Below are 25,717 nucleotides of genomic sequence, written 5' to 3' on the forward strand. Positions count from 1 at the left end.
ATAATTATTTTACTTCTTCAAAGTCTGCATCCTGTACATCCTCAGCTCCGGCGTTTCCACCTGCATTCTGAGCACCTGCACCTGCATCAGCACCTGGCTGTTGACCTGCTGCATATAATTCTTCAGAAGCTGCCATCCAGGCTGCATCTAACGCTTCAGTTTTAGCTTTTACGTCATCAGCATTTTTAGCTTCGAAGGCTGTTTTTAATTCTGCATGAGCTGCTTCGATAGCTGCTTTTTTGTCAGCAGAAAGTTTTTCACCGAATTCTTTCAGTTGTTTTTCAGTCTGGAAGATCAATCCGTCAGCTTTGTTAAAGATTTCAACTTCTTCTTTTCTCTTAGCATCTGCTGCAGAGTTTTCCTGAGCTTCTTTCTTCATTCTTTCGATTTCTTCGTCAGAAAGACCTGAAGAAGCCTGGATTTTGATAGACTGTTCTTTTCCAGTTCCTTTATCTTTAGCAGATACACTTAGGATACCGTTAGCATCAATATCGAATGTTACTTCAATTTGAGGAACTCCTCTTGGTGCTGGTGGGATATCCTGAAGATCGAATCTACCGATTTCCTTGTTATCGTTGAACATTGCTCTTTCACCCTGTCCTACTCTGATGCTTACAGCCGGCTGGTTGTCAGAAGCTGTAGAGAATACTTCAGATTTCTTAGTTGGGATGGTAGTGTTCGCTTCAATTAATTTAGTAAATACAGAACCCATAGTTTCGATACCTAAAGAAAGTGGAGTAACGTCAAGTAGTAATACATCTTTTACATCACCTGTCAATACACCTCCCTGGATAGCTGCACCAATAGCTACAACCTCATCCGGGTTAACTCCTTTAGATGGTTTTTTACCGAAGAATTTTTCTACTTCTTCCTGGATGATCGGGATTCTTGTAGAACCACCTACCAGGATTACTTCGTCGATATCAGAAGTTGATAAACCAGCATCTTTTAATGCTTTAGCAACAGGCTCCATAGATCTTCTTACAAGATCAGCAGATAATTGCTCGAATTTAGCTTTTGTTAAAGTCTTCACTAAGTGTTTAGGACCTGTAGCAGTAGCTGTGATATAAGGTAGGTTGATTTCAGTCTGAGGAGAAGAAGATAATTCAATTTTAGCTTTTTCAGCAGCTTCTTTCAATCTTTGAAGAGCAATGGCGTCCGCTTTTAAATCTACCCCTTCTTCAGCTTTGAATTCGTCAGCCATCCAGTTGATGATCACATCATCAAAGTCATCACCTCCTAAGTGCGTATCTCCGTTTGTAGACAATACTTCGAATACACCGTCTCCCAAATCAAGGATAGAGATATCGAAAGTACCACCACCAAGGTCATATACTGCGATTTTCTGATCTTTATGGTTTTTATCAAGACCGTAAGCTAACGCTGCAGCTGTAGGCTCGTTGATAATTCTTTCTACTTTAAGACCTGCAATTTCTCCGGCTTCTTTAGTAGCTTGTCTTTGTGCATCGTTGAAGTATGCAGGAACAGTAATTACTGCTCTGGTTACTTCCTGTCCAAGGTAATCTTCAGCAGTTTTCTTCATTTTCTGAAGAGTCATTGCAGAAATTTCCTGTGGAGTATATTCTCTGTCGTCGATTTTTACTTTTACTGTATCGTTTGGTCCGGCAACTACTTTATAAGGTACTCTTGTGATTTCAGAAGCATCATCTTTAAAGTGAGTTCCGATAAATCTTTTGATAGAGTAAACAGTTTTTGTTGGATTCGTTACAGCCTGTCTTTTTGCAGGATCACCTACTTTTCTTTCTCCGTCTTCCGTAAAAGCTACGATAGAAGGAGTAGTTCTCTTACCTTCTGCGTTAGGAATAACAACAGGGTCTTTACCCTCCATTACAGCAACACAAGAGTTGGTTGTTCCTAAGTCAATTCCAATTATTTTACTCATAATATTTTATATTTTTTCTATTTTTAATTTAATTTACACTCTCAATTTCTCAATATCTGTACCATTCGAAAAATTATGACAAAATGACACAATAAAAATAAAAACCCCGATAAATTGGAGTTTTATATGATTTAATATGGAAATTTTTTCCTGTAAGATTTTATCAGAATGCCATCAGTAAGACTTCTGATTCTTTGTAATCGTTATTTGAGATTTTTTCTTGTAGTTTTTCTATATAGACACAATAAGACACAATAAACTGTCATAGCTGGCCAGATATATTCTATCATTTTCGTCATAAAAAGAGGATCATGTCAATATGAATTGCATAAAAATACACTGATTATCAATGTAATTATTATTAATCCTACAGATTAATTCACCAATCTTCAAAAATTAATCAAAGTTTAACCTAAGAAATAGAGGAAGAATCTTCACGAATGATTATTTTTGATAAAATATACACATTTAGAATGTCAATACACTTTAATCCTAGAGATATTACATGGCTTGCCTTTAATGAAAGAGTTTTGCAGGAAGCCATGGATGAAAAAGTTCCCTTACATTTAAGAATACGTTTTCTCGGAATTTTCTCCAATAATTTAGATGAATTTTTTAGAGTACGTGTTGCCGGATTAAAGCGCGCCATGGATTTTAAGGAAAAAGTGATTGCTGAATCTTTTTATCAGCCGCCATCCAAGATCCTTCAGAGAATCAATGAGATTGTGATGAGACAACAGCTGAATTTCGATAAGACCTGGAAAAAAATCCAGACCGAAATGGCTGAGCATAAAGTTTTCATTAAAAATTCCAAAAATCTGACAGCAAAACAAAAAGAATTTGTCAGACAATATTTCGATGAAGTGGTAGAATCCAATGTAATCCCGATTCTTCTTCATGAAAACACACCTATGCCCTATCTGAGAGACAAAAGTCTTTATCTGGGAGTGGCCATGAGAAAAAAAGACTGGCAGTATTCCAGCAATTATGCGATTATTGAAATTCCGTCCCGTTTTGTAGGAAGATTCGTATTGCTGCCAACAGAAGATCCTGAAGAGAAAAATGTAATGCTTCTGGAGGATGTAATCACCTTCAACCTTCCGCACATATTTTCTTATTTCGGGTATGATGAATTTGCGGCTAATGCATTTAAAGTAACAAAGGATGCCGAACTGGATCTTGATAATGATATCAGAACCAACTTCGCAGAAAAAATAGAAAAAGGACTTAAAAACAGAAGAAAGGGAAAACCTACCCGTTTTGTTTTTGATAAAGATATGGATAAAGCTCTGCTGGAACTCCTTATCAGAAAGCTGAACCTGACTAAGAAGGACAGCATCATTCCCGGAGGAAAAATTCATAATTTCAAACATTTCATGGATTTCCCTGATGTTTTTGAAAAGTATGAAAGACCTGTTGAAAGAACTTCTTTTACGCATCAGGCTTTTGAACATGGGGAAAGGGTGACAGATGTGATTTTAAAAAACGATGTACTCCTTACTTTCCCTTACCATAAGTATAATCCGGTGATTGATCTTCTCCGTGAGGCTGCTATGGATCCTGATGTAAAATCAATACAGATTACAGCGTACCGTCTGGCAAGCAGTTCAAAAATCATTAATGCCCTGATCTATGCAGCCAGAAATGGTAAAGAAGTAACGGTAATGCTGGAGCTTCAGGCAAGATTTGATGAAGAATCCAATCTGGAATGGAAAGATATGCTGGAACCCGAAGGAATTACGGTGCTTGTCGGCATTCCAAACAAAAAAGTACATGCCAAACTTTGTGTCATCAAAAAGAGAGCACACAATAAAACAATTCAGTATGGCTTTGTAAGTACCGGTAATTTCAATGAAAAAACAGCCAGAATATATGGTGATCACCTGCTCCTTACTGCTGACCGGGGCATTATGGCAGATATCAATAAAGTATTCAATGTATTAAAGAAACCAAAAGATGACTTTATTCCTATTTTGAAAACTTGTAAAAATTTATTAGTTTGCCCTCAGTTTATGCGTGAAAAGATTGTTCACCATATCGATAAAGAAATTGAAGAAGCCAAGGCAGGGCGAAGAGCAGAAATCATCGTTAAAGTAAATTCAATGAGTGACCGTGCTCTGATTGAAAAAATATATGAAGCTGCTAAGGCCGGAGTGGTGACCAGAATGATTGTAAGAGGTATCTATTGTGCCGTAAATCAAAAGGAATTCAAAGAAAAAATAAAAGCCATCAGTATTGTAGACGAATATCTGGAACATGCCAGAGTTATGTATTTTTATAATAAAGGGGCCGAAGATATGTACATTTCTTCCGCAGACTGGATGACAAGAAACCTTGACTACAGAATTGAAGCTGCTGCTAAAATCACTGATAAGAACCTTAAGAAGGAATTAAAAGAGATTCTGGACATCCAGCTTAAAGATAACGTAAAAGCAAGGATTTTAGACAAAAAGCTGAGCAATGAATACGTAAGAAATGATAAACACGAATGCCGATCACAAATAGAAACCTATAAATATTTAAAAGCTAAAACAAGCAAGAAATGAAGATAGCAGCGATAGACATAGGGAGTAATGCAGCCCGCCTTCTGATCAATGAAGTGAAGATCAATAACAGAAAACCTGAATTCATCAAGCTGAACCTTCTCAGAATTCCTCTGAGACTGGGAATGGATGTTTTCACGATAGGAAAGATAGGTCCGGAAAGAGAAAAAATGGTCATTGATTCCATGAAAATCTTCAGTGACCTGATGAAAATATATAAAGTAGACCACTACAGGGCCTGTGCTACCAGTGCTATGCGTGATGCTGCCAACGGTAATGAAATTATCAATCTGGTAAAAAATACCTCGGGAATTAATATCGAAATCATTTCCGGTGATGAAGAAGCTACTTTGATCTACGAAAATCATGTTGCAGAAGGTCTCGACAAAGAATTCGCCTATTTATACATTGATGTGGGTGGAGGTTCTACAGAGCTTACCTTCTACGAAAATGGAAAAATGGTTTACGAAAAATCTTTCAATATTGGAACGATCCGACTTCTCAACAATCTTGTTACAATGGACAACTGGAAAGAAATGAAGGATGAAATCAAGAAAAATATAGTCAGTAAAAAACCAATTGTAGCCATTGGTTCGGGAGGAAATATCAACAAGGTATTCTCCATGAGCAAGACCAAAGACGGGAAACCAATGTCTCTGTCTCATCTGAAAAAGGTTTACAAAGAATTCAATGAGCTTTCCGTAGAAGAAAGAATGACCAATTATAACCTGAGAGAAGACCGTGCCGACGTACTGGTACATGCGCTGGGCATCTTCAACAATGTGATGTCATGGTCTGATATCAACAGAATTTTTGTTCCTAAAATTTCTGTAGCAGACGGACTGATCCATAATATTTACAGCCAGTTACAGCACAAAAAGTAACAGCAGATAACAATATTGTAAAGCCAGCCATTAAGCTGGTTTTTTATTTTGGCATCCATTTCCCGCAATATTATTGTGAACGGGATGAAGGCCTTCGAACATAGTTGATAAACGACGAAGCAGTCTCTTATGTTATTAAGTTTTGGCTAAAGCCAATAGGAAGATTTGCCATTTTTAAAGGTGGGTTAAAACCCACCCCTATTGAATTTAATAATACAACTTTTTACTTTTTACTTTTTACTTTTTACTTTTTACTTTTTACTTTTTACTTTTTACTTTTTACTTTTTACTTTTTACTTTTTACTTTTTACTTAATAAAAACTTTTCCAGATTTTAAAGTAAAACCTCATCTTCATCCGTCATACCCATATCAATAGCAAAGCAATGAACCCAATCAAAATAATTCTTACAGGCGCTACAGGAATGGTAGGCGAAGGTGTTTTAATGGAATGTCTTGAAAATCCAAATGTTTCTGAAATCCTGAGCATAAGCAGAAAACCTTCTGGAAAAACACATCCCAAGTTAAAAGAATATCTCGTTTCTGACTTCCTTTCGATTGATCTGAATGATGAAAGGCTAAAAGGATATGATGCCTGTTTTTTCTGTGCAGGAATCAGCAGTGTAGGCATGAATGAAGAAGAATACACCAAAATCACTTATGATATGACCATTCACTTTGCAAAAGCTGTTTTGAACCAAAATCCTGACATGGTATTCAACTATGTTTCCGGGACAAGTACAGACAGTACAGAGAGTGGAAAAATGATGTGGGCACGTGTAAAAGGCAGAACAGAGAATGATTTGAAAAAAATGAATTTCAAGGGAGCTTATAATTTCCGTCCCGGATTCATGAAACCTGTTGAGGGTCAAACCAATGTAAAATGGTTTTTTAAACCTTTTATTTGGATTTTTCCTGTTTTTTTTCAGTCAAAATCATTAACTTTACACGAAGTGGGTAGAGCAATGATCAATGTGACACAAAAAGGGTACCCTACATCTACTTTAGAAATTAGAGATATTAAAAATTTAGCGCTATGAGAGACATGTTAAAAAGAATTGTTCTGGTTATTTTTGTACTCTTGCTTGTGACTGCTGTTTCAGGGTATTTTTATATGCAGAAACATCCTTTGGAAGGAAATAAATCAGGAACGATTTTAAACTTTTCCGGAAAATCAGGAAAATAATATCATACTAAAGCTTCTCATTCGAATATAATTTTATCTTTTATCGGAAAATACACCTATTTTTTAAACATTTCTTAAAATCCCATTAAAATAATTGCGAAACATAAAGTTCATTTTTGTATTCATCTAATTGAAGTAAAAAATGGTCAACAACTACCTATTAAAAGGGTCTATGATTGCCGCCAATGAGATCAGCGGAACTTTATCCATGTATGAAGTGGCCACGCCTGCAACACTTGGAACAGGTGAGATAAAAGCTAAACAGGCCACCTTCAATATATTCCCAAACCCTGTGAACAAAGGAAATACGCTTTATTTCAACAGAAAACAGGATTATGAATTGTATGATATGTCCGGAAAATTGATCGGAAAGGAAAAGAATGCTTTAACAATTAACACGGCCAATCTTTCTACTGGTGTTTATCTTGTAAAAACTTCGGAAGGACAGATCAAGAGAGTCATTGTAAAATAAACATACATTACAGTATACCATTCTATTTGAGGCTTCGGATTTTCCGGAGCTTATTTATTTATAAATAAAAATGATTAGTTTTAAACTTTTATAACCTCAATGAAAACACAATTAGAAAATATTATTCAACATGTCTGGCAAAAAGAAAAGCGAAATCTTTTTACTTTTCTTACCGGTGCAGGGATCTCATCTGACAGTGGAATTCCTACCTATCGGGGAATAGATGGAATCTGGGTAAAAGGAACCCAATTTCACAAACCTGAAGAATTCGGGACCTTACGTTATTTCAGACAACATCCTGAAGAAGTTTTGCAATATTCTCTTTTCAGAAAGAAAATGTTTGAAAATGCTTCTCCCAACGAAAGTCATTTTGAACTTGTAGATATTGAAATGCAACTTCAAAACAGATTTCATTTGATTACCCAGAATATTGACAATCTTCATCGTCGTTCAGGAAGCCAAAGAATTTACGAAATTCATGGAAACAACCGAGAAATAAAATGTTCCAACGGATGTAAAGAAATCCTGAATTTACCTGTAGAAATAAATGGAAAAGAACTGGATGAAGATCTTACCATTAGAGACAAGGAACTTTTAACCTGTTCTCATTGTGGGCATTGGATGCGTCCGAATATTTTATGGTTTGATGAATATTATGACGAAAAAACAAATAAAAAATTTAGTGCACTTAAAATTGCCAAAAACAGTGGTGTTCTTTTTATTATCGGGACTTCCGGAGCAACAAGCCTTCCTATTGCCATTGCCGAAACTGCTCTTAAATATGGAGCTTTTATTGTTGACATTAATACAGAAGACAATAACTTCACAGACCTGATCAAAAATAAAAAGAATACATTAATCATCCGCGAAAAATCAACCGAAGTCCTAAAGACTATTAAAGAAATTATAAAAAAACAAAATCCTAAATCTTATTTAAGATGATTTAACTTTCTAAATGTCTGCACAAATCATTTTATTTCTATATTTATCCTCAACAAAACCCAATTCACTATGAAAAATATTAAAACTGCAGGAATTCTTGCTTTCCTGCTGCTGGGAACAGCTACCGCTTTTTCGCAATCCAGAAAAGTAGAATCTACAAAAGGCGTGGAAAAAACAGAAAGCGATAAGGTTATACATGTAGAAGGTGTAGGCCACAAACTCAATTATACTCTTAACGGAGGGGTTGTTGAAGTAGAAGGTGGCGACAACACCTTAACAGTCAAAGGAAGTGCTAAAAAAATTACGGTTTCCGGAACAGGTAATACAGTATACATCGATAAAGTGGACAAAATTTCCATGGAAGGCGGCGGCAATATGGTCTACTACCGGACTTCCGAAACAAAATCTGGAAAGCCTGATGTTTCTATAGAAGGGGTAGGAAACAAAGTTGTAAAACAATAAAAACATTTTTTCGGAGTCTGAAAAGTTTCATCGGAAACCTGACGGGTTTTTAAAACCTGTCAGGTTTGGTAAGCTTAGTTGGACTCAATATGCAAATAAAAAGACAGGCCTTAAAAAAGCCTGTCTTTTTAAAAAATATCTCAGATATATTTTACTCTACGTTGATTACCTTTTCGATTTCCGGAGCATGTTGTTTGATTGTATTTTCAACACCCAGTTTTAAGGTTGAAAAATTCAATGAACACCCGGAACAGTTACCTAAAAGTTTCACAAACACCTGATTATCTTTCACATCAATAAGCTCAATATCACCTCCGTCTTTATTCAAAAACGGTCTGATGCTTTCCAGAGCTTCCATTACTCTTGTTACGGTATCTTCGTGCGTTATGTTTGTTTCCATATTTTTTCAGTTCAATTCGGTTTTTTCAAATTTTATTGAAATTATTATTATTTTGCTTTTGGCGAGCATCCTGCCATCGTGGAAATCTTCACAGCTTCAGTAGGAGGAAGACTTTTATTTCTTTCCACTAAGCTCTCTACCATTTTTCTGGCAGTTTCTGTGTAGATATCTGCAATTTTGGATCCTTCCTGAAGCGCAGCCGGTCTTCCAACGTCTCCTGCTTCTCTGATGCTTTGGATCAAAGGAATTTCTCCCAATACAGGAATTCCAAGATCTTCCGCTAAATATTGTGCTCCCTGGTTTCCAAAGATATAATATTTATTGTCAGGAAGTTCTTCCGGTGTAAAATACGCCATATTTTCGATCAAACCAAGAACCGGAATGTTAATACTTTCCATCTGGAACATCGCAATTCCTTTTCTTACGTCTGCTAATGCAACATGCTGAGGTGTACTTACAATCACCGCTCCTGTTACCGGCACTTCCTGGATAATCGATAAGTGAATATCCCCTGTTCCCGGAGGAAGGTCAATTAATAAGAAATCCAGCTCTCCCCATGCAGCATCTCTGATCATCTGGTTCAAAGCTTTTGAAGCCATAGGACCTCTCCATACTACAGCCTGATTAGCTCCTGAGAAGTATCCTATTGAAAGCATTTTAACCCCATAATTTTCGATAGGCTTCATCAGATTCTTACCATTCACTTCCACAGAAATTGGCTTTTGCCCCTCTGTATCAAACATGGTAGGAACTGAAGGACCATAGATATCAGCATCCAACAATCCTACTTTAAATCCCATTTTAGCAAGCGTTACTGCCATATTTGCAGAAACGGTAGATTTCCCTACTCCTCCTTTACCGGAAGCAATAGCGATAATATTTTGAATTCCCGGAATTTGTTTTCCTTTGATCTGACTTTGCTGAATTTCACTAGGCTCCGGAGAAACGATTTTAAGTTTTAAATGAATGTCTTCTCCAAACTCACTGGCAAAAGCCTGTTTCATGGCAGCCTCCAGTTTTTTCTTTTCGTGCATTGCAGGTGAATGAGCAGTCATGTCAATATAAACATCGTTACCCATAATCTGAAGATTATTCACCAAATCGTCTACTTCTATTTCTTTAAGGAATTCCTGAACCTTTTCTTTCGTCAACATATAAATATAAATTGTTTACAAATTTACGGATTTTTTCGGTAATTTAGAATCAATAAAATCTATAATATCAGGTGATAAATCAGATCGTTAAAAATTTCTTATTTCTGTTTTTTCATTCTGGCACCACAACCAATCCCAGAAAGCAATTGATATGAAAACGACCTCCTATCCTTCCAAATATGCACAGCCAAAAGGAATTTTCACCGTTGGGAAAACGAAATTCAAATGGTATGACCTCGCCAGTGATCCTTCGGAAGTTTCCCAACAGGACATTGATAGTGCACAATGGTGTATTGAAAATGCTGAAGAAAATTTTAAAAACATCAGTGATCTCGGATTCGTTATTATGCATCGTTGTGGAAAAAACTACCTTTTGTTAGTGTGTACATGGCGAAGTGAAAATGAACTGTGGGAAAGCGTGTATTATGATGGCTCCGGAAAATTTGAAATATGGGACAGGAACAAAACCCACCTCCCTACTTACTGTGTATGGGAAATGGGGATTGTATATCATGAATCTCAGTCATGGAAAAAATATCTGGGATCCGGACGGGAAGAAAAAGACCAAAAAGATTATCTGAAGGATTTCTTTGAGGGAGAAGTTTAAATATTTACACTGTTATTCAGACAAAGGAAGAATCTTATAAAAAGAAGGCATTCTTCATTCCACTCCGTTTCATTCAGAATGGCATGCATCAAATAATTTAAAGTAAGATGATCAATTGGCTCTGTTTTTTTCATCAAACTTTACGTTGCGGTCAGTTCCTTTTACTTTTTTGTTTCCAAAAGTATAGGTTGCGGATACGGTAAGTCTTCGGGCATCGTAATAATTGTTGTAAGAATGAGTTCCTGTGGTATAATAGATTTCCCCCTGGCTTTTCCCTTGTTTTAAGATATCGGAAACAAATACATTCAGCTGAAGGCTCTTTTCCATAAGATTCAGTTTCACCCCTGAGGTAAGATTTCCTGCAAACTTCATGTAGGAATTTCCGGAATTGGAAGGCAGACGGAACCAGTAGTTTAAGATTAACTGTACTGTTTTGCCGGAGTCGACCGATATATTATTCTGAAAATCAAAATCATAGCTACTTCCTTTTCTGGAAAGCGCATCGGTTGCAAAAACATCCGTACTCATATAAGAATAATTGGCGGCGTAATTCGCTTCCCATTTTTTGAAAAAAGTATCAGAATAATTCAGTGAAGCTCCCATACTATTCTGATTGTAGTAGTTTTCAAAAGTACTTATTCTGTTTTCTCCCTTCAGGTTTGCCAGCTGGCCAAATGCGTCCACTGTTCTCTGAAAATAGACTGACGCGGATAATTTTCCTTTATAAACGTAGGAAAGCTCAAAATTATGATTGATAGAAGGCTTCAGGAAAGGATTTCCGGTAAAATAGGAATTGATATTGATGTACCAGCGGTAGGGATTAATCGCACGGAATCCCGGTCTGTTGATTCTTTTGGAATAATTCAGATTGAAAGTATGACTTTCATTGCTTTTATAGCTGATATAAGCCGTTGGAAAAAATTTCCCGTAAGAATTTTCAGTCTGCTGTCCGGAAGTTAAAGAGTTGCCGTTCACCACAGAATATTCATAGCGTAAACCCGCCTTTGCAGACCATTTTTCATTGAATGCCTTTTCAAAACTGATGTAAGCTGCATAATTTTTCTCGTTATATTCAAACTCATTGCTTTTCAAGGGATCAGTAATATATTGTCCGTTCGTTAAGTTCTGATAAAATATACTGGAATTATTATCAAAATTAGTGAATTTAACCCCAGTTTCTGTTTTTGCAAACTGATAAGGTAACGTAAGATCAGCTTGCCCCGAATAAATTTTATAATCTACCATAGAGGGTGATTTTACCACAAATCTGCCTCCCGAACTCTCTGTTGTAGTAAAATCAATAGTGGTTTCCGGAGTATTGGAAAAATAATTCCCTGTAATACTCAGCTTATTATCCTGTTTCCCGAATTTCAGATCATAATATGCACTGACAGTATGCTGTCTTCCTGTAGCTCTGTGCTCTGCATCAGTCAGAAGTGTATTGGTATAAATCCCATTCTGGAAATAGTTTGAAGTATTTCTGATATCCATATTGGAATGTCCGAATCCGAAATCGTAAATAAATCCGACATTGGATTTTTTACTTAACTGATAATCCAAACTTAAATTGGCACCAAGTCCATCCCCGAAATCTCTTCTGTTATCGTTACTTTTAAGACCATCTGCACCTTCTATCCAATAGTTTTCATAAGAATGCTTTTCATTTTTATTCTGTCTCAGCTTTAACGAAGAACGTAGTTTTTCATTCTGATAATTGATCGTTACACTATTTGAATTCCCGGTATAGGTTTGCTGCTGAAGACTGCTGGTAAGGCTTCCACTCCATCCCAGGTTTTGATTTTTCTTTAAAACAATATTGATCAATCCGCTGTTTCCCTGCGCTTCATATTTGGCGGGAGGTGCTGTGATGACTTCAATTTTTTCTATATTTTCGGATCTGAGACTTTTGAGATAAGTAACCAGTTCAGCATCTGATAAATTCAGAATTCTGTCGTTAATCATTACTGCCACTCCACTTTTCCCAACAATGGAAACTCCGGTGTTATCATCTACTTTAACCAGAGGAGTCGTCGCAAGAGCATCCACCGCATCCATCCCCTGTGAGGCAACAGAATTGGATACATTGAAAACCAGTCTGTCTGTTTTTCTCTCTATCAGTTTTTTTCTGGCAGTAAGCGTAACCCCTTCAATTTGTTTTTCATCCTTTTTTTCAATAAAAAAGTCCTGTTTTACTGTTCCGTTAATAGCAATATCTTTATGCGACATTTCAATACCATCCTGGATAAGCCTGATCGTATAGTTTCCGTTTTCTGAAAGTTTCAACGAGTAATTTCCTTTTTCGTCTGAAATAGCAGTCTGCTGCTTCTGATTTTTTACTGCAACCACCTCAACGTAAGGAACAGCATTTCCGGTTTGGGTGATCTTCCCGGTTATACTTTGGGCCAATGCAGCTAAGGGCGACAGCATGATTACAGCAAGTAGTGTCTTCTTCATGAATTATATCGTTTTTAATAAGACAAACCGTAATGGACTTTTATTACATCACTTTTACTGTTTTTCAATATCTTCGTTCTTTAAAATCAAAACATGAAAAAAGGGCTTATTGCATTTTCCATATGTATCACTCAGATTATTTGCGCACAGAATTACTCTCAATATGTCAATCCTATGATAGGAACCGGAGGCCATGGCCACACTTTTCCGGGGGCAATTGTTCCTTTCGGGATGGTACAGCTTTCTCCCGATACGAGAATTGACGGAAGCTGGGATGGATGCAGCGGTTATCATTATTCAGATTCTGTGATCTATGGTTTTTCTCATACGCATTTAAATGGTACAGGTGTTTCAGATTATGGTGATATTATGCTGATGCCCACCATGGGGAATCCAAGCCTGAACAGCAAAGAGTATTCTTCAAAATTTTCGCATAAAAATGAAAAAGCAACAGCAGGATTTTATGCTGTCAAATTAGATAAAAACAATATCGATGTTCGCCTTACAACGACAAAAAGAGTCGGTTATCATGAATACACTTTTAACAATGCTGGCAATGCCAATATTATCTTAGACCTCAATCACAGGGATAAACTTCTGGAAGGTGAAGTAAAAATTATTGATGATACAACCATTGAAGTTTTCAGAAGAAGCGAAGCATGGGCTACCAACCAATACATTTATGCAAGAATTGAGTTTTCAAAACCTATGAAAATTTCAAAAAAAGAGGTCAATGGAAAAGAAGAAAGCAATCTTTTTACCGGAACAAAACTTGCCCTGGCATTTTCAGCCAACGTTAAAAAAGGAGAAAAGATCAGTGTAAAAGTCTCTCTTTCGCCTACAGGCTATGAAGGAGCAGGAAAAAATATGCTGGCAGAAGGACAGTCAAAAGATTTTGAAGCAGTAAAAAAACAGGCACAATCGGAGTGGGATAAAGAACTTTCAAAAATTGAGGTGAAATCCGATGATAAAAACAAATTAGCCGTTTTTTATACTGCTCTTTACCATGTTTTCACACAACCCAATATCAATATGGATGTTGATGGAAAATACAGAGGCAGAGACAACAAATTGTATAATGCCAATGGTTTTGATTATTATACCGTATTCTCCCTTTGGGATACCTTCAGAGGTGCTCATCCGCTAATGACTTTAATTGACAGAAAGAGAACTGCTGATTTTATCAATACCTTCATCAAACAATACGAACAGGGAGGAAAACTTCCGGTATGGGAACTGGCTTCCAATGAAACAGAATGTATGATTGGCTACCACTCCGTTTCTGTCATTGCTGATGCTATGGCCAAAGGAATTCAGGGGTTTGATTATGAAAAGGCATTTCAGGCAGCAAAAGCTTCAGCTATGCAGGATATTTTTGGTTTGAATGCGTATAAACAGAATCATTATATCAGCATAGATGATGAGCATGAAAGTGTTTCCAAAACAGTAGAATATGCTTATGATGACTGGTGTATTGCGCAGATGGCAAAAATTTTAGGCAAAAAGGAAGATTATCAGTATTTCATGAAACGTTCTCAGAACTGGAAAAACCTTTACAATCCCAAAACAGGGTTTATGCAGCCAAGAAAAAACGGAAACTGGTATGAACCTTTTGATCCGAGAGAAGTCAATAACAATTATACGGAAGGAAACTCATGGCACTATTCTTATTCTGTACAGCAGGATATTCCCGGGCTTATTGCAGCCCATGGAGGAAAAGAAAAATTTGAAAAGTTCATTGATGCTATTTTTACCGCTCCTGATAAAACTACCGGAAGAGAACAAGTGGACATTACAGGATTAATGGGGCAATACGCCCAGGGAAATAAACCAAGCCACCACATTGCTTATCTGTACAATTTCGTAGATAAGCCAGAAAAAACAGATGCCAAAATAAAATATATCCTTGATAATTTTTATAAAAACACGCCCGGCGGACTCATCGGAAATGAAGACTGCGGACAGATGAGTGCATGGTATATTCTAAGTTCTATGGGAATTTATTCTGTAACTCCGGGATTACCGGAATGGGAAACCACAACACCTTATTTTGATGAAGTTAAAATTCATCTTGAAGACGGCACAACAAGAACGATTACCAAAAATACAGGAAGAGCTGATTTCAAAAAATTAGGATTCGAAAATGTAAAACCTGTTAAAGATTTTAAATATTCTGAACAAACCGCTTCCCCAGTAATTGCCGCAGACAGAATTTTTGATTTTTCTACCAAAGTAGAAATCACTCCACTGCATCCAAACGACAAAGTATATTATATGACGATGGATGACAGTGACAGCAATAAAAGAAAAACGTTCTCAACTTATAAAGGACCATTCTCCATCACTAAAACCACTCAGGTAATGGCTTATGTTGAAAGAAACGGAGAGAAAAGTTCTGTAACCACTGCTCATTTCAACAGAAGACCTAATTACTGGGATATTAATATTCTGTCAAAAGTGACTCCACAGTACAGCGCTACCGGAAACCTGGCTCTTATCGACGGAATCAGAGGAGATGTGAACTGGAGAAAAGGAGAATGGCAAGGATATCAGGGGCAAAATTTTGAAGCTATTATTGATTTTAAATCCCCCCAGAATATAAAAGCATTATCTTCCACCTATCTTCAGGACAGCAGAGCATGGATTATGATGCCTAAGAAAGTAGAATATTATGCTTCCATGAACGGAAAAGATTTTGTTCTTCTTAAGACGGTTGACAACAACATCGATCCAAAGGATGAAAAAGTACAGATTAAAGACTTTTCTACTGAAATTCTTCCTACCGAAGCCCGATACATCAAAGTAAAAGCGTACTACTTCGGAAAACTTCCGGAATGGCATCAGGGAGCAGGAGGTGATGCGTATATCTTTATTGATGAGATTTCTGCGAAATAAAAAATACAATTATGAAAAAATTATTATTACTATCCTTTATACTTTTAAGTGTCATAAAAGTTTCAGCCTGCTCATGTGTATATGAAACATTAGCATATAATTATCAAAATTCTGAATTTGTAGGTATTATCAAAATTTTGAAAGTATATGACGAAAATACTGAGCAAAGAACCTATAAAGCAGATATTGAAATTGAAAAGATGTATAAGGGAACAACATTCAAAACCATGAATGTGAGAGGACTCATTGGAAATTCCTATTCCGGAGCTTGTGAAATTGATGTACTGCCTAATGAAAGGTATCTGATCTTTTTAAATAAAAATAATAATACGCCTTCCATTTCATCCTGTACTCCAAAATCAAAACTGGAAAATAAACCAACAAAAGCTGAAAATTTGTGGCTTAAAAATAAGGAAAAGGCCTTTACCTATTTAAATAATAATACATTCAGGTTTATAGGCTTACAGTTTTCCCATTGCTATGATGAAACCCAAACTGAATCTAGATCTGATTTATCAAAAATCAGTGGATTCAAGCCTAAGCAGCCTTTTGCCATCTATAAAGTAAAAATAGATGACACATCAAAAATTCAGGAAATTACTCCTGTTACAACTTTTGGAAGTAAGGATAGTATGATAGAAAATATACTGAAAACAAAGATGAAAGTCTTCACGCCGACATCTTTCTGGAATCCCAACCCAAAAGAAGCCCTTTTATTCCTATCTTATCATAAAGAGAATATAAATGACCCATACGGTGAGGTCATCTCCTGTGATTAATACTAAAATAAACCCTTCTTCAAAATTTTGAAGAAGGGTTTATTGGTCAATTCATTCTTTCCGACCATTGCAGGACCTCCGGAAGTTCCATGTCAGAAAATTCGATGTGGATGACTCTTCTTTTCTTTCCATTGGTGGTTCGGTTGGAACCGTGAAGTGTTAAAGGTTTCATCAGCATAATTCCCCCTTTTTCCACGTTGCAGATTTCTTCGGTTTCTACAGTCCAATCAATAGTCTCGGGTCTGTAAATGCCTTTTGCATGAGATTGTGGAACCACTTTCAGCGCTCCGTTGTTTTCATCGGTATCATCCAGATGGATTCTGATGGTATAGATATTTTCCAAAACGTTGAGTGGTGGCTGTACTGCGAACTGATTTTGTTTGGTAGTCCATGGGCCGAAACCTGCCAATTCCAGTTTTTTATCTACAGAAATAGTCAGATCCTGATGATAGGCTACATACCAGTTGGAGGTTTCAGGCTTATCAAAATAGATGCTTTTAACTACAAAATATTTTTCTCCGAAGATTTCCTTTATCACTTCCCTGATATTTTCATTAAACACAAGGTCTTTGATTTCAGGAACTTCTTTTAAAAACTGTCTTATGGCAAAAAGGTCTTCAGACTTTCTGAAATTTTCTTTAGAGGTGTCAATATTTTTCAGCACAAGATTGATATCTTCTAACTCTTTCTGCGAAAACACATTATTAATAACAGCAAAGCCATATTCTTCAATATGGCTTTTATGATTTTTTAAGTTATTTAAACTCATTGATATTTAAATTTTGTCTAATGGTTCAGTTAATTGTCCTTCCCATTTTGAAACCGCTGTAGTTGCCAGTGTATTTCCCAATACGTTCGTCATACTTCTACCCATATCACAGAAATGGTCAATAGGTAAAATCAAAGCAATTCCTTCCGGCGGAATCCCGAACATGGAACAGGTTGCTACGATAATTACCAGAGAAGCTCTCGGAACTCCCGCAATTCCTTTTGAAGTAAGCATTAATACCAAAAGCATGGTAATCTGCTGTCCAAGAGTCATTTCAATTCCGTAGATCTGAGCAATGAAAATTGAAGCAAATGTCATATACATCATACTTCCATCCAGATTGAATGAATATCCTAGAGGTAAGATAAAAGAGACTACTCTGCTGTTACATCCGAATTTCTCAAGTTCTTCAACTAATTTCGGGAATACTGCTTCTGAACTTGTGGTAGAGAAAGCAATCAGCAATGGTTCTTTAATTCTTTTTAAAAGGTCAAAAAGACGGTTTCCTAAGATGAAATATCCTACCAATAAAAGGACCAGCCAAAGCACTCCTATAGCAAAGAAGAAGTCTCTTAAATAAATAGCATATACTTTAAAGATTTCAAACCCATTGGTGGCCACTACAGCTGCAATAGCTCCCAATACTCCAAGCGGCGCAAACCACATAATATATCCTACCATTTTAAGGATCGCATGAGCAATGATATCAAAAAGCTTTACTACAGGTTTAGCATATTCTTCTCCTAAATTAGCCAGTGCAACTCCGAACATTACCGCAAATACAACAATCTGCAGTACTTCATTGGTGGCGAAGGCTTCAAATAAACTTTTAGGAATCATGTGTTTTACAAAGTCTTCCATAGAAAAACTTTTGCTGCTTTTAAGAAGTTCATCAGCAGAGGCAACATCCTGAATCGGTAATTTTGTAACATGCCCCGGCTCCAGCCAGTTAACGAGGATCAACCCGATAAAAAGGGAAATCAGAGAAGCGGAAATAAACCAAAGCATGGCTTTTGTACCTACTCTTCCGATCATTTTAATATCACTCATTTTGGCAATCCCCACTACTAACGTCGTAAAAACCAATGGAGCAATGATCATCTGTACCAATCTGATAAAAACTGTTCCCAACAGTTTTATATTTTTAGAAAATGGTTCTGCACTATCCGGATAGCTCACGTGTACAATACCTCCAATTCCTACACCCAGAAGAAGGGCAATGATAATTGCTATAAAAAGTTTATTCTGTCCTTTCATATATATAGTTCAATTTGCGCAAATATAATGGTTTTTCAATTGGCAGACGATTTTCTTCTATAGAGTTGAATTTCGCATTAAGTTTTTAATCCCTGAAAATTAAAACCCTGGTTTAGAAAATATTGTAAAAAAATTAAGAAACATTTATTGAATTTTTATTCTTTTGGTACAAATTTTATTATTACATTTGAGTGTATAACAACATTAATAAATATACAATATGAAAAAAACTATTGCAATGGCTGCATTAGCTGTAGCTGTATCTTTCGGTGCTATTTCTTGTAAAAAGAAAGTTTCTGATGCCGACCTTCAGACTCAGGCTACAACTATAGTAACTTCTAATCCCAATGCTTCTGTTGAAGTAAAAGAAGGTGTAGCTCACTTAAGCGGTACTTTCGCAGATCAACAGTCTAAAGACGCAATGATTGCAAAATTAAAAGCAATCAGTGGAGTAAAAGACGTAATGGATATGTCTACTATAGCAGCTGCTCCTGCACCTGCACCAGTGGAAACTACTTCTGCTGTAGATCCTGCTGTTCAGAAAAAAGTTCAGGATGCGGTGAAGGATTTCCCTTCTGTAAAAGTAGAAGTTGTAAACGGACAGCTTACGCTTACAGGAAATGTTTCCGGCCTACAGGCTAGAAAAATCAAAGAATCTGTAGATGCTTTGAAAATCGGAAAGTATAACAACAACCTAATCGTAAAATAATTTAAGATGAGCGAATTACAAGATAAATATTCAAGCGTAGTTTCAGCAGCTCAGTCTGCAGGGATTTCCAATCTTCAGGTTCAGGAGCAGGACGGAATTCTTTATGTTTCCGGAAATGCTTCCAATACTGCAGCTAAAGATGCTGTATGGAACGCTTTAGGAGCTATTGATTCTACTTATTCTGCTTCAGATATCAATATTGATGTACAGGTTGCAGGTCTTTCTTCAGGAGCTTCTTTAACAGTAGCAACGGAAGAATCTAATCTTAACATCAGACAGGAGCCTTCTACTGAAGCTGCCGTTGTAGGTAAAGCTGCCAAAGGTTCTTCTGTAACTCTTATTGAGCAAACTTCTGATGACTGGTGGAAAGTAAAAAATGCTGACGGCCAGGAAGGATATGCTTATTCAAGATATTTAAGAGCATAATTTTTATTAAAAAATAATAAATTTTCACAAAAAAAGCATAGAAACATCCCAATTTTGGGATGTTTTTATATTTTTACGGCTCTGAAAAAAAAACTAATGAAGAAAACTCTGTTGCTATTGACTTTGATGTTCACAGTCATTATTCTGCACGCCCAAAAACTACACATTGACGGAAAAATATCAGATTCTGAAAAGAAAGCGATAGAAAATGCCACCGTCTATCTTTTGAAACAAAAAGATTCATCCATTATCAATTACACAGCCACGAACAAGGAAGGTAAGTTTTCTCTGAAGATTGATGAAATGAAAGAACCTTCCATTCTGAAGATTGATGCGGATAAACTATCTTCCTATTCAAAAAAATTCGAAAAAATAGATCAGTCATTATCTCTGGGAGATATTCAGCTGGAGAAGCAAGGTATTGTGAATGCTATTGATGAGGTAAAAATCACAGTTTCTCCGGTAAAAATTAAAAAAGATACCATTGAATTTAATGCTGCCGCTATCAAAGTACGTCCGGACAGTAAAATTGAAGAACTTCTGAAACAGATCCCCGGCGTAGAGATCAGCAATGAAGGAAAGATTACCGTGAATGGAAAAGAAGTAGATCAAATCATGATTAACGGTAAGCCATTCTTTGATAAAGACGGTAAAATTGCCCTTCAGAATTTACCTGCAGATATTATCAAAAATATTCAGTTTACCACCACCAAGACCAAGGAGGAAGAACTCAGCGGAAAAGCAGCCAAATCTCAGAATACCACCATCAATTTTAATATTGATGAAAAGAAAAATAAAGGTTTACTGACAAGACTTACGGTCGGCTATGGATCAGATAAGCGATATGAAGCAAGCGGACTGGCCAGTTATTTTAAAGGAGATACGAAAATAAGTCTGTTGGCTTCTTCCAACAACATCAATTCACAGGGATTTTCGAGAGATGAGGTTTTTGACAGTATGGGAAATGGCCGGAATGCCTGGATGATGCAGGGAGGATCTGTCTCCACGGTAGGAAATGTAACTTACTATAGCCAGGGTGGCGGTGCAAAAGGAATTCAAAGGTCTACAACAATTGGATTAAACTATAGTGACAAGCTGGGAAAAGATGCTGACCTGGATTCTTTCAGTCTGATGCACTCTGATTCTAATATGGAAACAAGATCTAAAGTTTCAAGATCTACCCTTCTGCCCAATTACACCCTTCAGACCAATTCTGAAAGTAACGGAGAAAATGAATCCAAACAATACAATTTTGATACTTCGGCTAAAATTAAATTAGATTCCATGACAAGTATCTACCTTTCTCCAAGGTTTACAAAAAACAGCAGCTTCAGTTTCAATAATTCAAGATCTTCTTCTTTAAGGAATGGCAGTCTTCTGAATGAAAGTAATGCTTATTCAAGTAATGATTCGGAAAGCAACTCATTTAATCCATACCTCTACTTTTCAAGAAAATTCAAGAAAAAAGGGCGTTCGATTTCAGCGAATATGAACAGTTCTATTTCCGAATCTAAAAGAGACAACCTGAACCAGTCTCAAAACACGTTCTATCAACCTAATGGAACAACAGTAGACAACAGGGATCAATTAGCCAGAAATAAAAATCAGAACAGCAGTTTTAATTTTACTGCCGGATATACAGAACCTGTCTCCGATTCTTCAAGTGTAAGTTTTGAAGTAAAATATGAAACAAGATCTGCCAGAGATTTGAGAAATGTAAACGATTTTGATAATACGACAGGAGATTACACCAAATTCAATCAGCTTTTATCCAACAATATGAAGCAAAGAATTAATCAGATCTCTCCTGAGTTCACCTATCAGCTTAATAAAAAGAAACTGAATTTCTGGGCTTCCATGAATCTTGATATTTCAGATATGAAGGTAAATTCTATCTATAACGGACAGCAATATGATCTGCAGAAAAATTTTGTACTGCCCCAATATAATGTCAATCTTTACTATCAGCTGAGTGAAGGAAAAACCTTAAACATTTACAACTATTCCAATTTCACCATTCCCACCGCAGAACAACTGACTCCGTATAAAGATGAATCAAACCCCCTGATTACCTATCAGGGAAACCCTAATTTGAAAAATACCTGGACCAACAATCTTTATCTCTATTTCAGTAATTATAACAAAGTAAAAGATCTCAGCTACTATTTCAATATTGGTTTTACGTACAGAAATAATGACATCATCAATTTTTCTACCTATGATAATGCAGGAAAACAGGTGATCACTTACGACAATGTAAGCGGAAACAAAAGCATCAATGCCGGTGCAGGTTTCAGTAAAACCCTGAAATGGGAAAATAACAAACTTACCATCAACCCGAGATTCAATATGAATTATGCTTACAATAACGGTTTTATAGACGGCCAGAATTTTACCAGCAACACCTATAGTCTTAATCCGGGTCTTAATCTGATCTATGAGATTAAAGATAAAATGACCATCAAGCCTTCTTACAGACTTGGATACAATTTTTCAAATTATACCAATTACAATGTAACGAATGTAAATACAGCCAATCAATCCTTAAAACTGGAACTGACTAATTATATGCTGCAGGGAAGGTTTGTATTTGGGAATGATTTTGAATACAATACCAATTCCAATATTGCTCCCGGCTTTAAAAAGGATTTCTATTTCTGGAATACCAGTCTTGGATATTCATTCTATAAAAAGCAGTTTACAGCAAAGGTGAAAATCTATGATGTACTCAATCAAAATCAAAGTGTAAGAAGAACCATCACCGATTCTTATTTTGAAGACCGTGAAGATCTTATCCTGAAACGCTATATCATGTTTTCCATCAGCATGAAACTGAATAAGTTTGCAGGAAAAAAAACGCAGTAATGCAACACCATACTTTTTAATATATATTTTTGACAACAGCCGGATATTTCCGGCTTTTTTTTGTGAATAACCTAAACTTAACCCCCGAACACCATTACAACTGAAGATGTAATATTCCCATCCTCCGGAGGGGTGGCGAAAATTCAAAGAATTTTTGACGGGGTGGTTTTTACACTAACCTTTTAAACAAGATATACAGATAAACCTATTTTTATTTTTAAATTAGCAGCAAATTTTTTTTATGAAGATCCATATTTCAGTATTATGTATTCTTTTTTTCATTCTAGGAAAAGCCCAGAAAACGGAACAGAAAGATACTTTCGTTAAAGATAATTTCACCAAGAAAGAATTTTATATTCCAATGCGTGATGGAGTGAAGCTTTTCACAGCAGTGTATATCCCAAAAGATATATCAAACAAAAACAAATATCCGTTTCTGATGCAGAGAACCTGCTACAGCATCGCCCCTTACGGAGAAAGTGAATATAAAACGAAGGTAGGTCCCAACGCCTATCTGATGAAAGACAAGTATATTTTTGTGTATCAGGATGTACGCGGAAGATATATGAGTGAAGGTACTTTTACCAATATGACTCCACAAGTAGAACGTAAAACAAAAAAAGATGTTGATGAAAGTACAGATACCTATGATACCATAGAATGGCTTTTGAAAAACATCAAGGACAATAATGGTAAAGCAGGTCAGTTCGGGACATCTTATCCCGGATTCTATACTGCTGTAGGAACGTTGTCACAACACCCTGCTTTGGTAGCTTCTTCACCACAGGCACCCATTTCTGATTTCTGGAATGACGATTTCCTTCACAACGGAAGGTTTATGCTGGGCTATTTCAGAACCTTCCCGGTTTTTGGGGTTCAGAAAACAAAGCCGGAAAAACAGGCTTGGTATATGGATTCTTTCATCAAGCAGACTTCTGAGGATGGCCTGAAATTTTACAGAGATATGGGTACGCTGAAAAACGGATATGAAAAATATTACAAGAATAATTTCTTCATGACAGAAATTATGAATCATACCAACTATGATGAATTCTGGCAAAAAAGAGGACTTCTTCCTCATCTTAAAAATATCAACCATGCTGTCATGACTGTTGGCGGATGGTTTGATGCAGAAGATCTTTCCGGACCATTAAATATCTATAAAACCATCGAAAAAACCAGCCCTAAAGCCAAAAACACGATCGTAATGGGCCCTTTCTCTCATGGTGGCTGGTCTCAGGAACAGGGAAAACATTTCCATAGTGAAACGTATTTTGGGGATAGTATTGCTACCTATTACCAGAAAAATATTGAAACAAAATTCTTCAATCATTACCTGAAAGGCAATACCAAAGAAGATGCAGGACTTCCTGAAGCGCTGATGTATGACACCGGTGCTAAAGAATGGAAAGAATTTGCTTCTTATCCGCCTAAAAATGCTCAGAAAGTAAACTTCTATCTGGCTGATAAGACTTTGAAAAAATCATCAGGACAAGGATATTCTGAATATTACAGTGATCCTGACAATCCTGTTTTAAGTTCAGATCATTTAAAAGATTTCAATGGTTTCACTCCAAAAAATTATATGTCGGAAGACCAGAGATTTGCTGTCGGAAGACCTGATGTATTAACCTTTACTACAGATGTTCTGACTGAAGATATTACATTTGCAGGAGAGATCATGGCCAAACTGAATATTGCTTCCACATCCACAGATGCTGATTTTGCAGTAAAACTGATTGACGTTTATCCTGAAGATTTCAAGCCTGCAGAAAAGAAGGACGGGGTGATCTATGGAAACTATCACCAGATGGTAAGAAGTGAAATTATGCCTGCAAGATTCAGAAATACCAAAGAAAAGGGAGAAGCTCTGGTTCCTAATCAAAAAACGGCTGTTAATTTCAGACTTCAGGATGTGGTTCATACCTTCAAAAAAGGACATAAAATCCAGATTCAGATCAGCAGTACGTGGTTCCCGCTTTTTGCAGTCAACCCGCAGAAATTTATGGATAATCCGAATTTTGCCAATAAAGAGGATTACACCAAAGCATTTATTAAAGTATATGATGACAGCTCTATTGAAGCTGAAGTTTTAAAATAAATTGAAAAAGCTGTTCAGACGAACAGCTTTTTATTTTTGAATACTTACAGTTTATTTTTTAGGTTTTGGCTAAAGCCAGATGCATGTTGATTTATTTGATAAGTGGGCTAAAGCCCACTTCTATTGATGGAAACAGTAAGTTATCTTTATATTTAAAGTAATTAGCTTACGGTCAGATAAAGTAGTATTGAGACTCCTACGGAGTGACAAAGATTGAGAATAAAGTGCCTCAAAAAACTATTCTTCAATGGTTCTGAAGGTCAGATTTACTCTGGGAGTATTCACTTTTGTAGTGGGTGGAAGTCTGTGAAGCCAATTGTCCTGTGTAGTACCTTTCATAATTAATAAGCTTCCGTTTTCAAGGAATACTTCTGCCTTTTCTTTGGTTGTTTTATGTTTGAATAAAAATTTTCTTTCAGCACCAAAAGTCAGAGAGGCAATAGCTCCGTGTTTCTTCAGATCTGTTTCACCATCGCTGTGGTAAGCCATGCCTTCGCTTCCGTCGTGGTATAAATTGAGCAGACATGAATTGTAGGTTTCTCCCGAAACTTCTTCACATTTTTTCTTCAGTTCCAATAGCTCAGGAGTCCAGAATTTGGCATATTTTGTTCTTTTCGAATAGGTATATTCAAAAGCTTTCTCTCCGAACCAGGCTACTTTTCTTTTGGTTAAAATCAGTTTTCCAAAAATTAATGCTTCATCATTCTCCCACGGAATCTGGTTGAGCAGATAATCATAGTAAAAATCCGATTTTTCTTTGGAGAAAACCTTGCCGTAATAATGGACTGTTCCATCGTGTGGAAGTATATTAAGGGGATAATCGGATATTTCTTCGAATAGACTCATCATGATTTTTAATTACATGTTTTTATTATTAAACACAAATGACACCAATATCTTTCACAAATAAC

General features: G+C 36.4%; 21 protein-coding genes. 14 read left to right on the top strand and 7 right to left on the bottom strand.

The features are described 5' to 3' along the window. Positions 1-4: 4 nt before the first annotated feature. A complete protein-coding gene (dnaK, locus tag FB551_RS12175; RefSeq protein ID WP_142017713.1) occupies positions 5-1,903 on the bottom strand; it encodes a molecular chaperone DnaK in 1,899 nt (632 codons plus the stop codon). Between the two features lie 473 nt (positions 1,904-2,376). Between dnaK and ppk1 the strand changes: the two genes are divergently transcribed. The 7 genes from ppk1 (at position 2,377) to FB551_RS12210 (ending at position 8,390) form a co-directional block, all read left to right on the top strand. Further along, complete coding sequence (ppk1, locus tag FB551_RS12180) at positions 2,377-4,449, top strand: polyphosphate kinase 1 (RefSeq protein WP_047434406.1); 2,073 nt, start codon at positions 2,377-2,379, stop codon at positions 4,447-4,449. Continuing rightward, positions 4,446-5,330 carry a Ppx/GppA phosphatase family protein gene (locus FB551_RS12185; RefSeq protein ID WP_047434407.1) on the top strand — a complete coding sequence of 295 codons (885 nt, stop codon included), beginning with the start codon at positions 4,446-4,448 and terminating at the stop codon, positions 5,328-5,330. Before ppk1 ends, FB551_RS12185 begins: the two co-directional genes overlap by 4 nt. Positions 5,331-5,714: 384 nt before the next feature. Further along, positions 5,715-6,368 carry an NAD-dependent epimerase/dehydratase family protein gene (locus FB551_RS12195; RefSeq protein WP_142017715.1) on the top strand — a complete coding sequence of 218 codons (654 nt, stop codon included), beginning with the start codon at positions 5,715-5,717 and terminating at the stop codon, positions 6,366-6,368. After that, positions 6,365-6,514: a hypothetical protein gene (locus FB551_RS23285; RefSeq protein ID WP_156106575.1), complete on the top strand. Its 150-nt coding sequence runs from the start codon at positions 6,365-6,367 to the stop codon at positions 6,512-6,514. Before FB551_RS12195 ends, FB551_RS23285 begins: the two co-directional genes overlap by 4 nt. A 142-nt stretch (positions 6,515-6,656) precedes the next feature. Next, positions 6,657-6,986: a T9SS type A sorting domain-containing protein gene (locus FB551_RS12200; RefSeq protein WP_226798682.1), complete on the top strand. Its 330-nt coding sequence runs from the start codon at positions 6,657-6,659 to the stop codon at positions 6,984-6,986. A 99-nt stretch (positions 6,987-7,085) separates the two neighbouring features. Continuing rightward, positions 7,086-7,928, top strand: coding sequence for an SIR2 family NAD-dependent protein deacylase (locus FB551_RS12205; RefSeq protein WP_142017716.1), 843 nt, complete (start codon positions 7,086-7,088; stop codon positions 7,926-7,928). Positions 7,929-7,997: 69 nt separating this feature from the next. Continuing rightward, a complete protein-coding gene (locus tag FB551_RS12210) occupies positions 7,998-8,390 on the top strand; it encodes a DUF3060 domain-containing protein (RefSeq protein ID WP_142017717.1) in 393 nt (130 codons plus the stop codon). Positions 8,391-8,541: 151 nt separating this feature from the next. On the opposite strand, the gene FB551_RS12215 is transcribed toward FB551_RS12210, so the two are convergent. Together FB551_RS12215 and FB551_RS12220 are read right to left on the bottom strand one after the other, a co-directional pair. Then, entirely contained in the window at positions 8,542-8,790 is a 249-nt protein-coding gene (locus FB551_RS12215) for a NifU family protein (protein ID WP_002977212.1), read from the bottom strand. Between the two features lie 47 nt (positions 8,791-8,837). Next, positions 8,838-9,944 carry an Mrp/NBP35 family ATP-binding protein gene (locus FB551_RS12220; RefSeq protein ID WP_034699248.1) on the bottom strand — a complete coding sequence of 369 codons (1,107 nt, stop codon included), beginning with the start codon at positions 9,942-9,944 and terminating at the stop codon, positions 8,838-8,840. Between the two features lie 151 nt (positions 9,945-10,095). Between FB551_RS12220 and FB551_RS12225 the strand changes: the two genes are divergently transcribed. Beyond that, entirely contained in the window at positions 10,096-10,551 is a 456-nt protein-coding gene (locus FB551_RS12225; protein WP_142017718.1) for a hypothetical protein, read from the top strand. 111 nt (positions 10,552-10,662) lie between these two features. Here FB551_RS12225 and FB551_RS12230 read toward each other — a convergent pair whose 3' ends face one another. Continuing rightward, positions 10,663-13,005: an outer membrane beta-barrel family protein gene (locus FB551_RS12230; protein WP_142017719.1), complete on the bottom strand. Its 2,343-nt coding sequence runs from the start codon at positions 13,003-13,005 to the stop codon at positions 10,663-10,665. Between the two features lie 93 nt (positions 13,006-13,098). Between FB551_RS12230 and FB551_RS12235 the strand changes: the two genes are divergently transcribed. Next, positions 13,099-15,900 (top strand): GH92 family glycosyl hydrolase, encoded by a 2,802-nt coding sequence (locus FB551_RS12235; RefSeq protein ID WP_142017720.1) that lies wholly within the window; start codon positions 13,099-13,101, stop codon positions 15,898-15,900. A gap of 11 nt (positions 15,901-15,911) precedes the next feature. Continuing rightward, complete coding sequence (locus tag FB551_RS12240) at positions 15,912-16,679, top strand: hypothetical protein (protein ID WP_142017721.1); 768 nt, start codon at positions 15,912-15,914, stop codon at positions 16,677-16,679. Positions 16,680-16,725: 46 nt separating this feature from the next. On the opposite strand, the gene FB551_RS12245 is transcribed toward FB551_RS12240, so the two are convergent. Continuing rightward, positions 16,726-17,448: a phytanoyl-CoA dioxygenase family protein gene (locus tag FB551_RS12245; protein WP_142017722.1), complete on the bottom strand. Its 723-nt coding sequence runs from the start codon at positions 17,446-17,448 to the stop codon at positions 16,726-16,728. Positions 17,449-17,454: 6 nt separating this feature from the next. Then, on the bottom strand, positions 17,455-18,705 hold the full coding sequence (locus tag FB551_RS12250; protein WP_047434424.1) for a dicarboxylate/amino acid:cation symporter: 1,251 nt from the start codon (positions 18,703-18,705) through the stop codon (positions 17,455-17,457). Positions 18,706-18,925: 220 nt separating this feature from the next. Between FB551_RS12250 and FB551_RS12255 the strand changes: the two genes are divergently transcribed. From FB551_RS12255 to FB551_RS12270, 4 genes are all read left to right on the top strand, one after another. Further along, the gene (locus tag FB551_RS12255; protein ID WP_047434427.1) at positions 18,926-19,414 is read left to right on the top strand and encodes a BON domain-containing protein; all 489 of its coding nucleotides are present in this window, start codon (positions 18,926-18,928) and stop codon (positions 19,412-19,414) included. Between the two features lie 6 nt (positions 19,415-19,420). After that, on the top strand, positions 19,421-19,840 hold the full coding sequence (locus tag FB551_RS12260; protein WP_047434430.1) for an SH3 domain-containing protein: 420 nt from the start codon (positions 19,421-19,423) through the stop codon (positions 19,838-19,840). 96 nt (positions 19,841-19,936) lie between these two features. Continuing rightward, entirely contained in the window at positions 19,937-22,705 is a 2,769-nt protein-coding gene (locus FB551_RS12265) for a TonB-dependent receptor (RefSeq protein WP_167497850.1), read from the top strand. A gap of 241 nt (positions 22,706-22,946) precedes the next feature. Continuing rightward, positions 22,947-24,806 (top strand): CocE/NonD family hydrolase, encoded by a 1,860-nt coding sequence (locus FB551_RS12270; protein ID WP_142017724.1) that lies wholly within the window; start codon positions 22,947-22,949, stop codon positions 24,804-24,806. A gap of 237 nt (positions 24,807-25,043) precedes the next feature. On the opposite strand, the gene FB551_RS12275 is transcribed toward FB551_RS12270, so the two are convergent. Beyond that, entirely contained in the window at positions 25,044-25,652 is a 609-nt protein-coding gene (locus tag FB551_RS12275) for an alpha-ketoglutarate-dependent dioxygenase AlkB family protein (protein ID WP_047434435.1), read from the bottom strand. Positions 25,653-25,717 lie beyond the last annotated feature (65 nt).

It is taken from the genome of Chryseobacterium aquifrigidense, from assembly GCF_006716485.1.
Taxonomy (GTDB): Bacteria; Bacteroidota; Bacteroidia; order Flavobacteriales; family Weeksellaceae; genus Chryseobacterium; species Chryseobacterium vietnamense.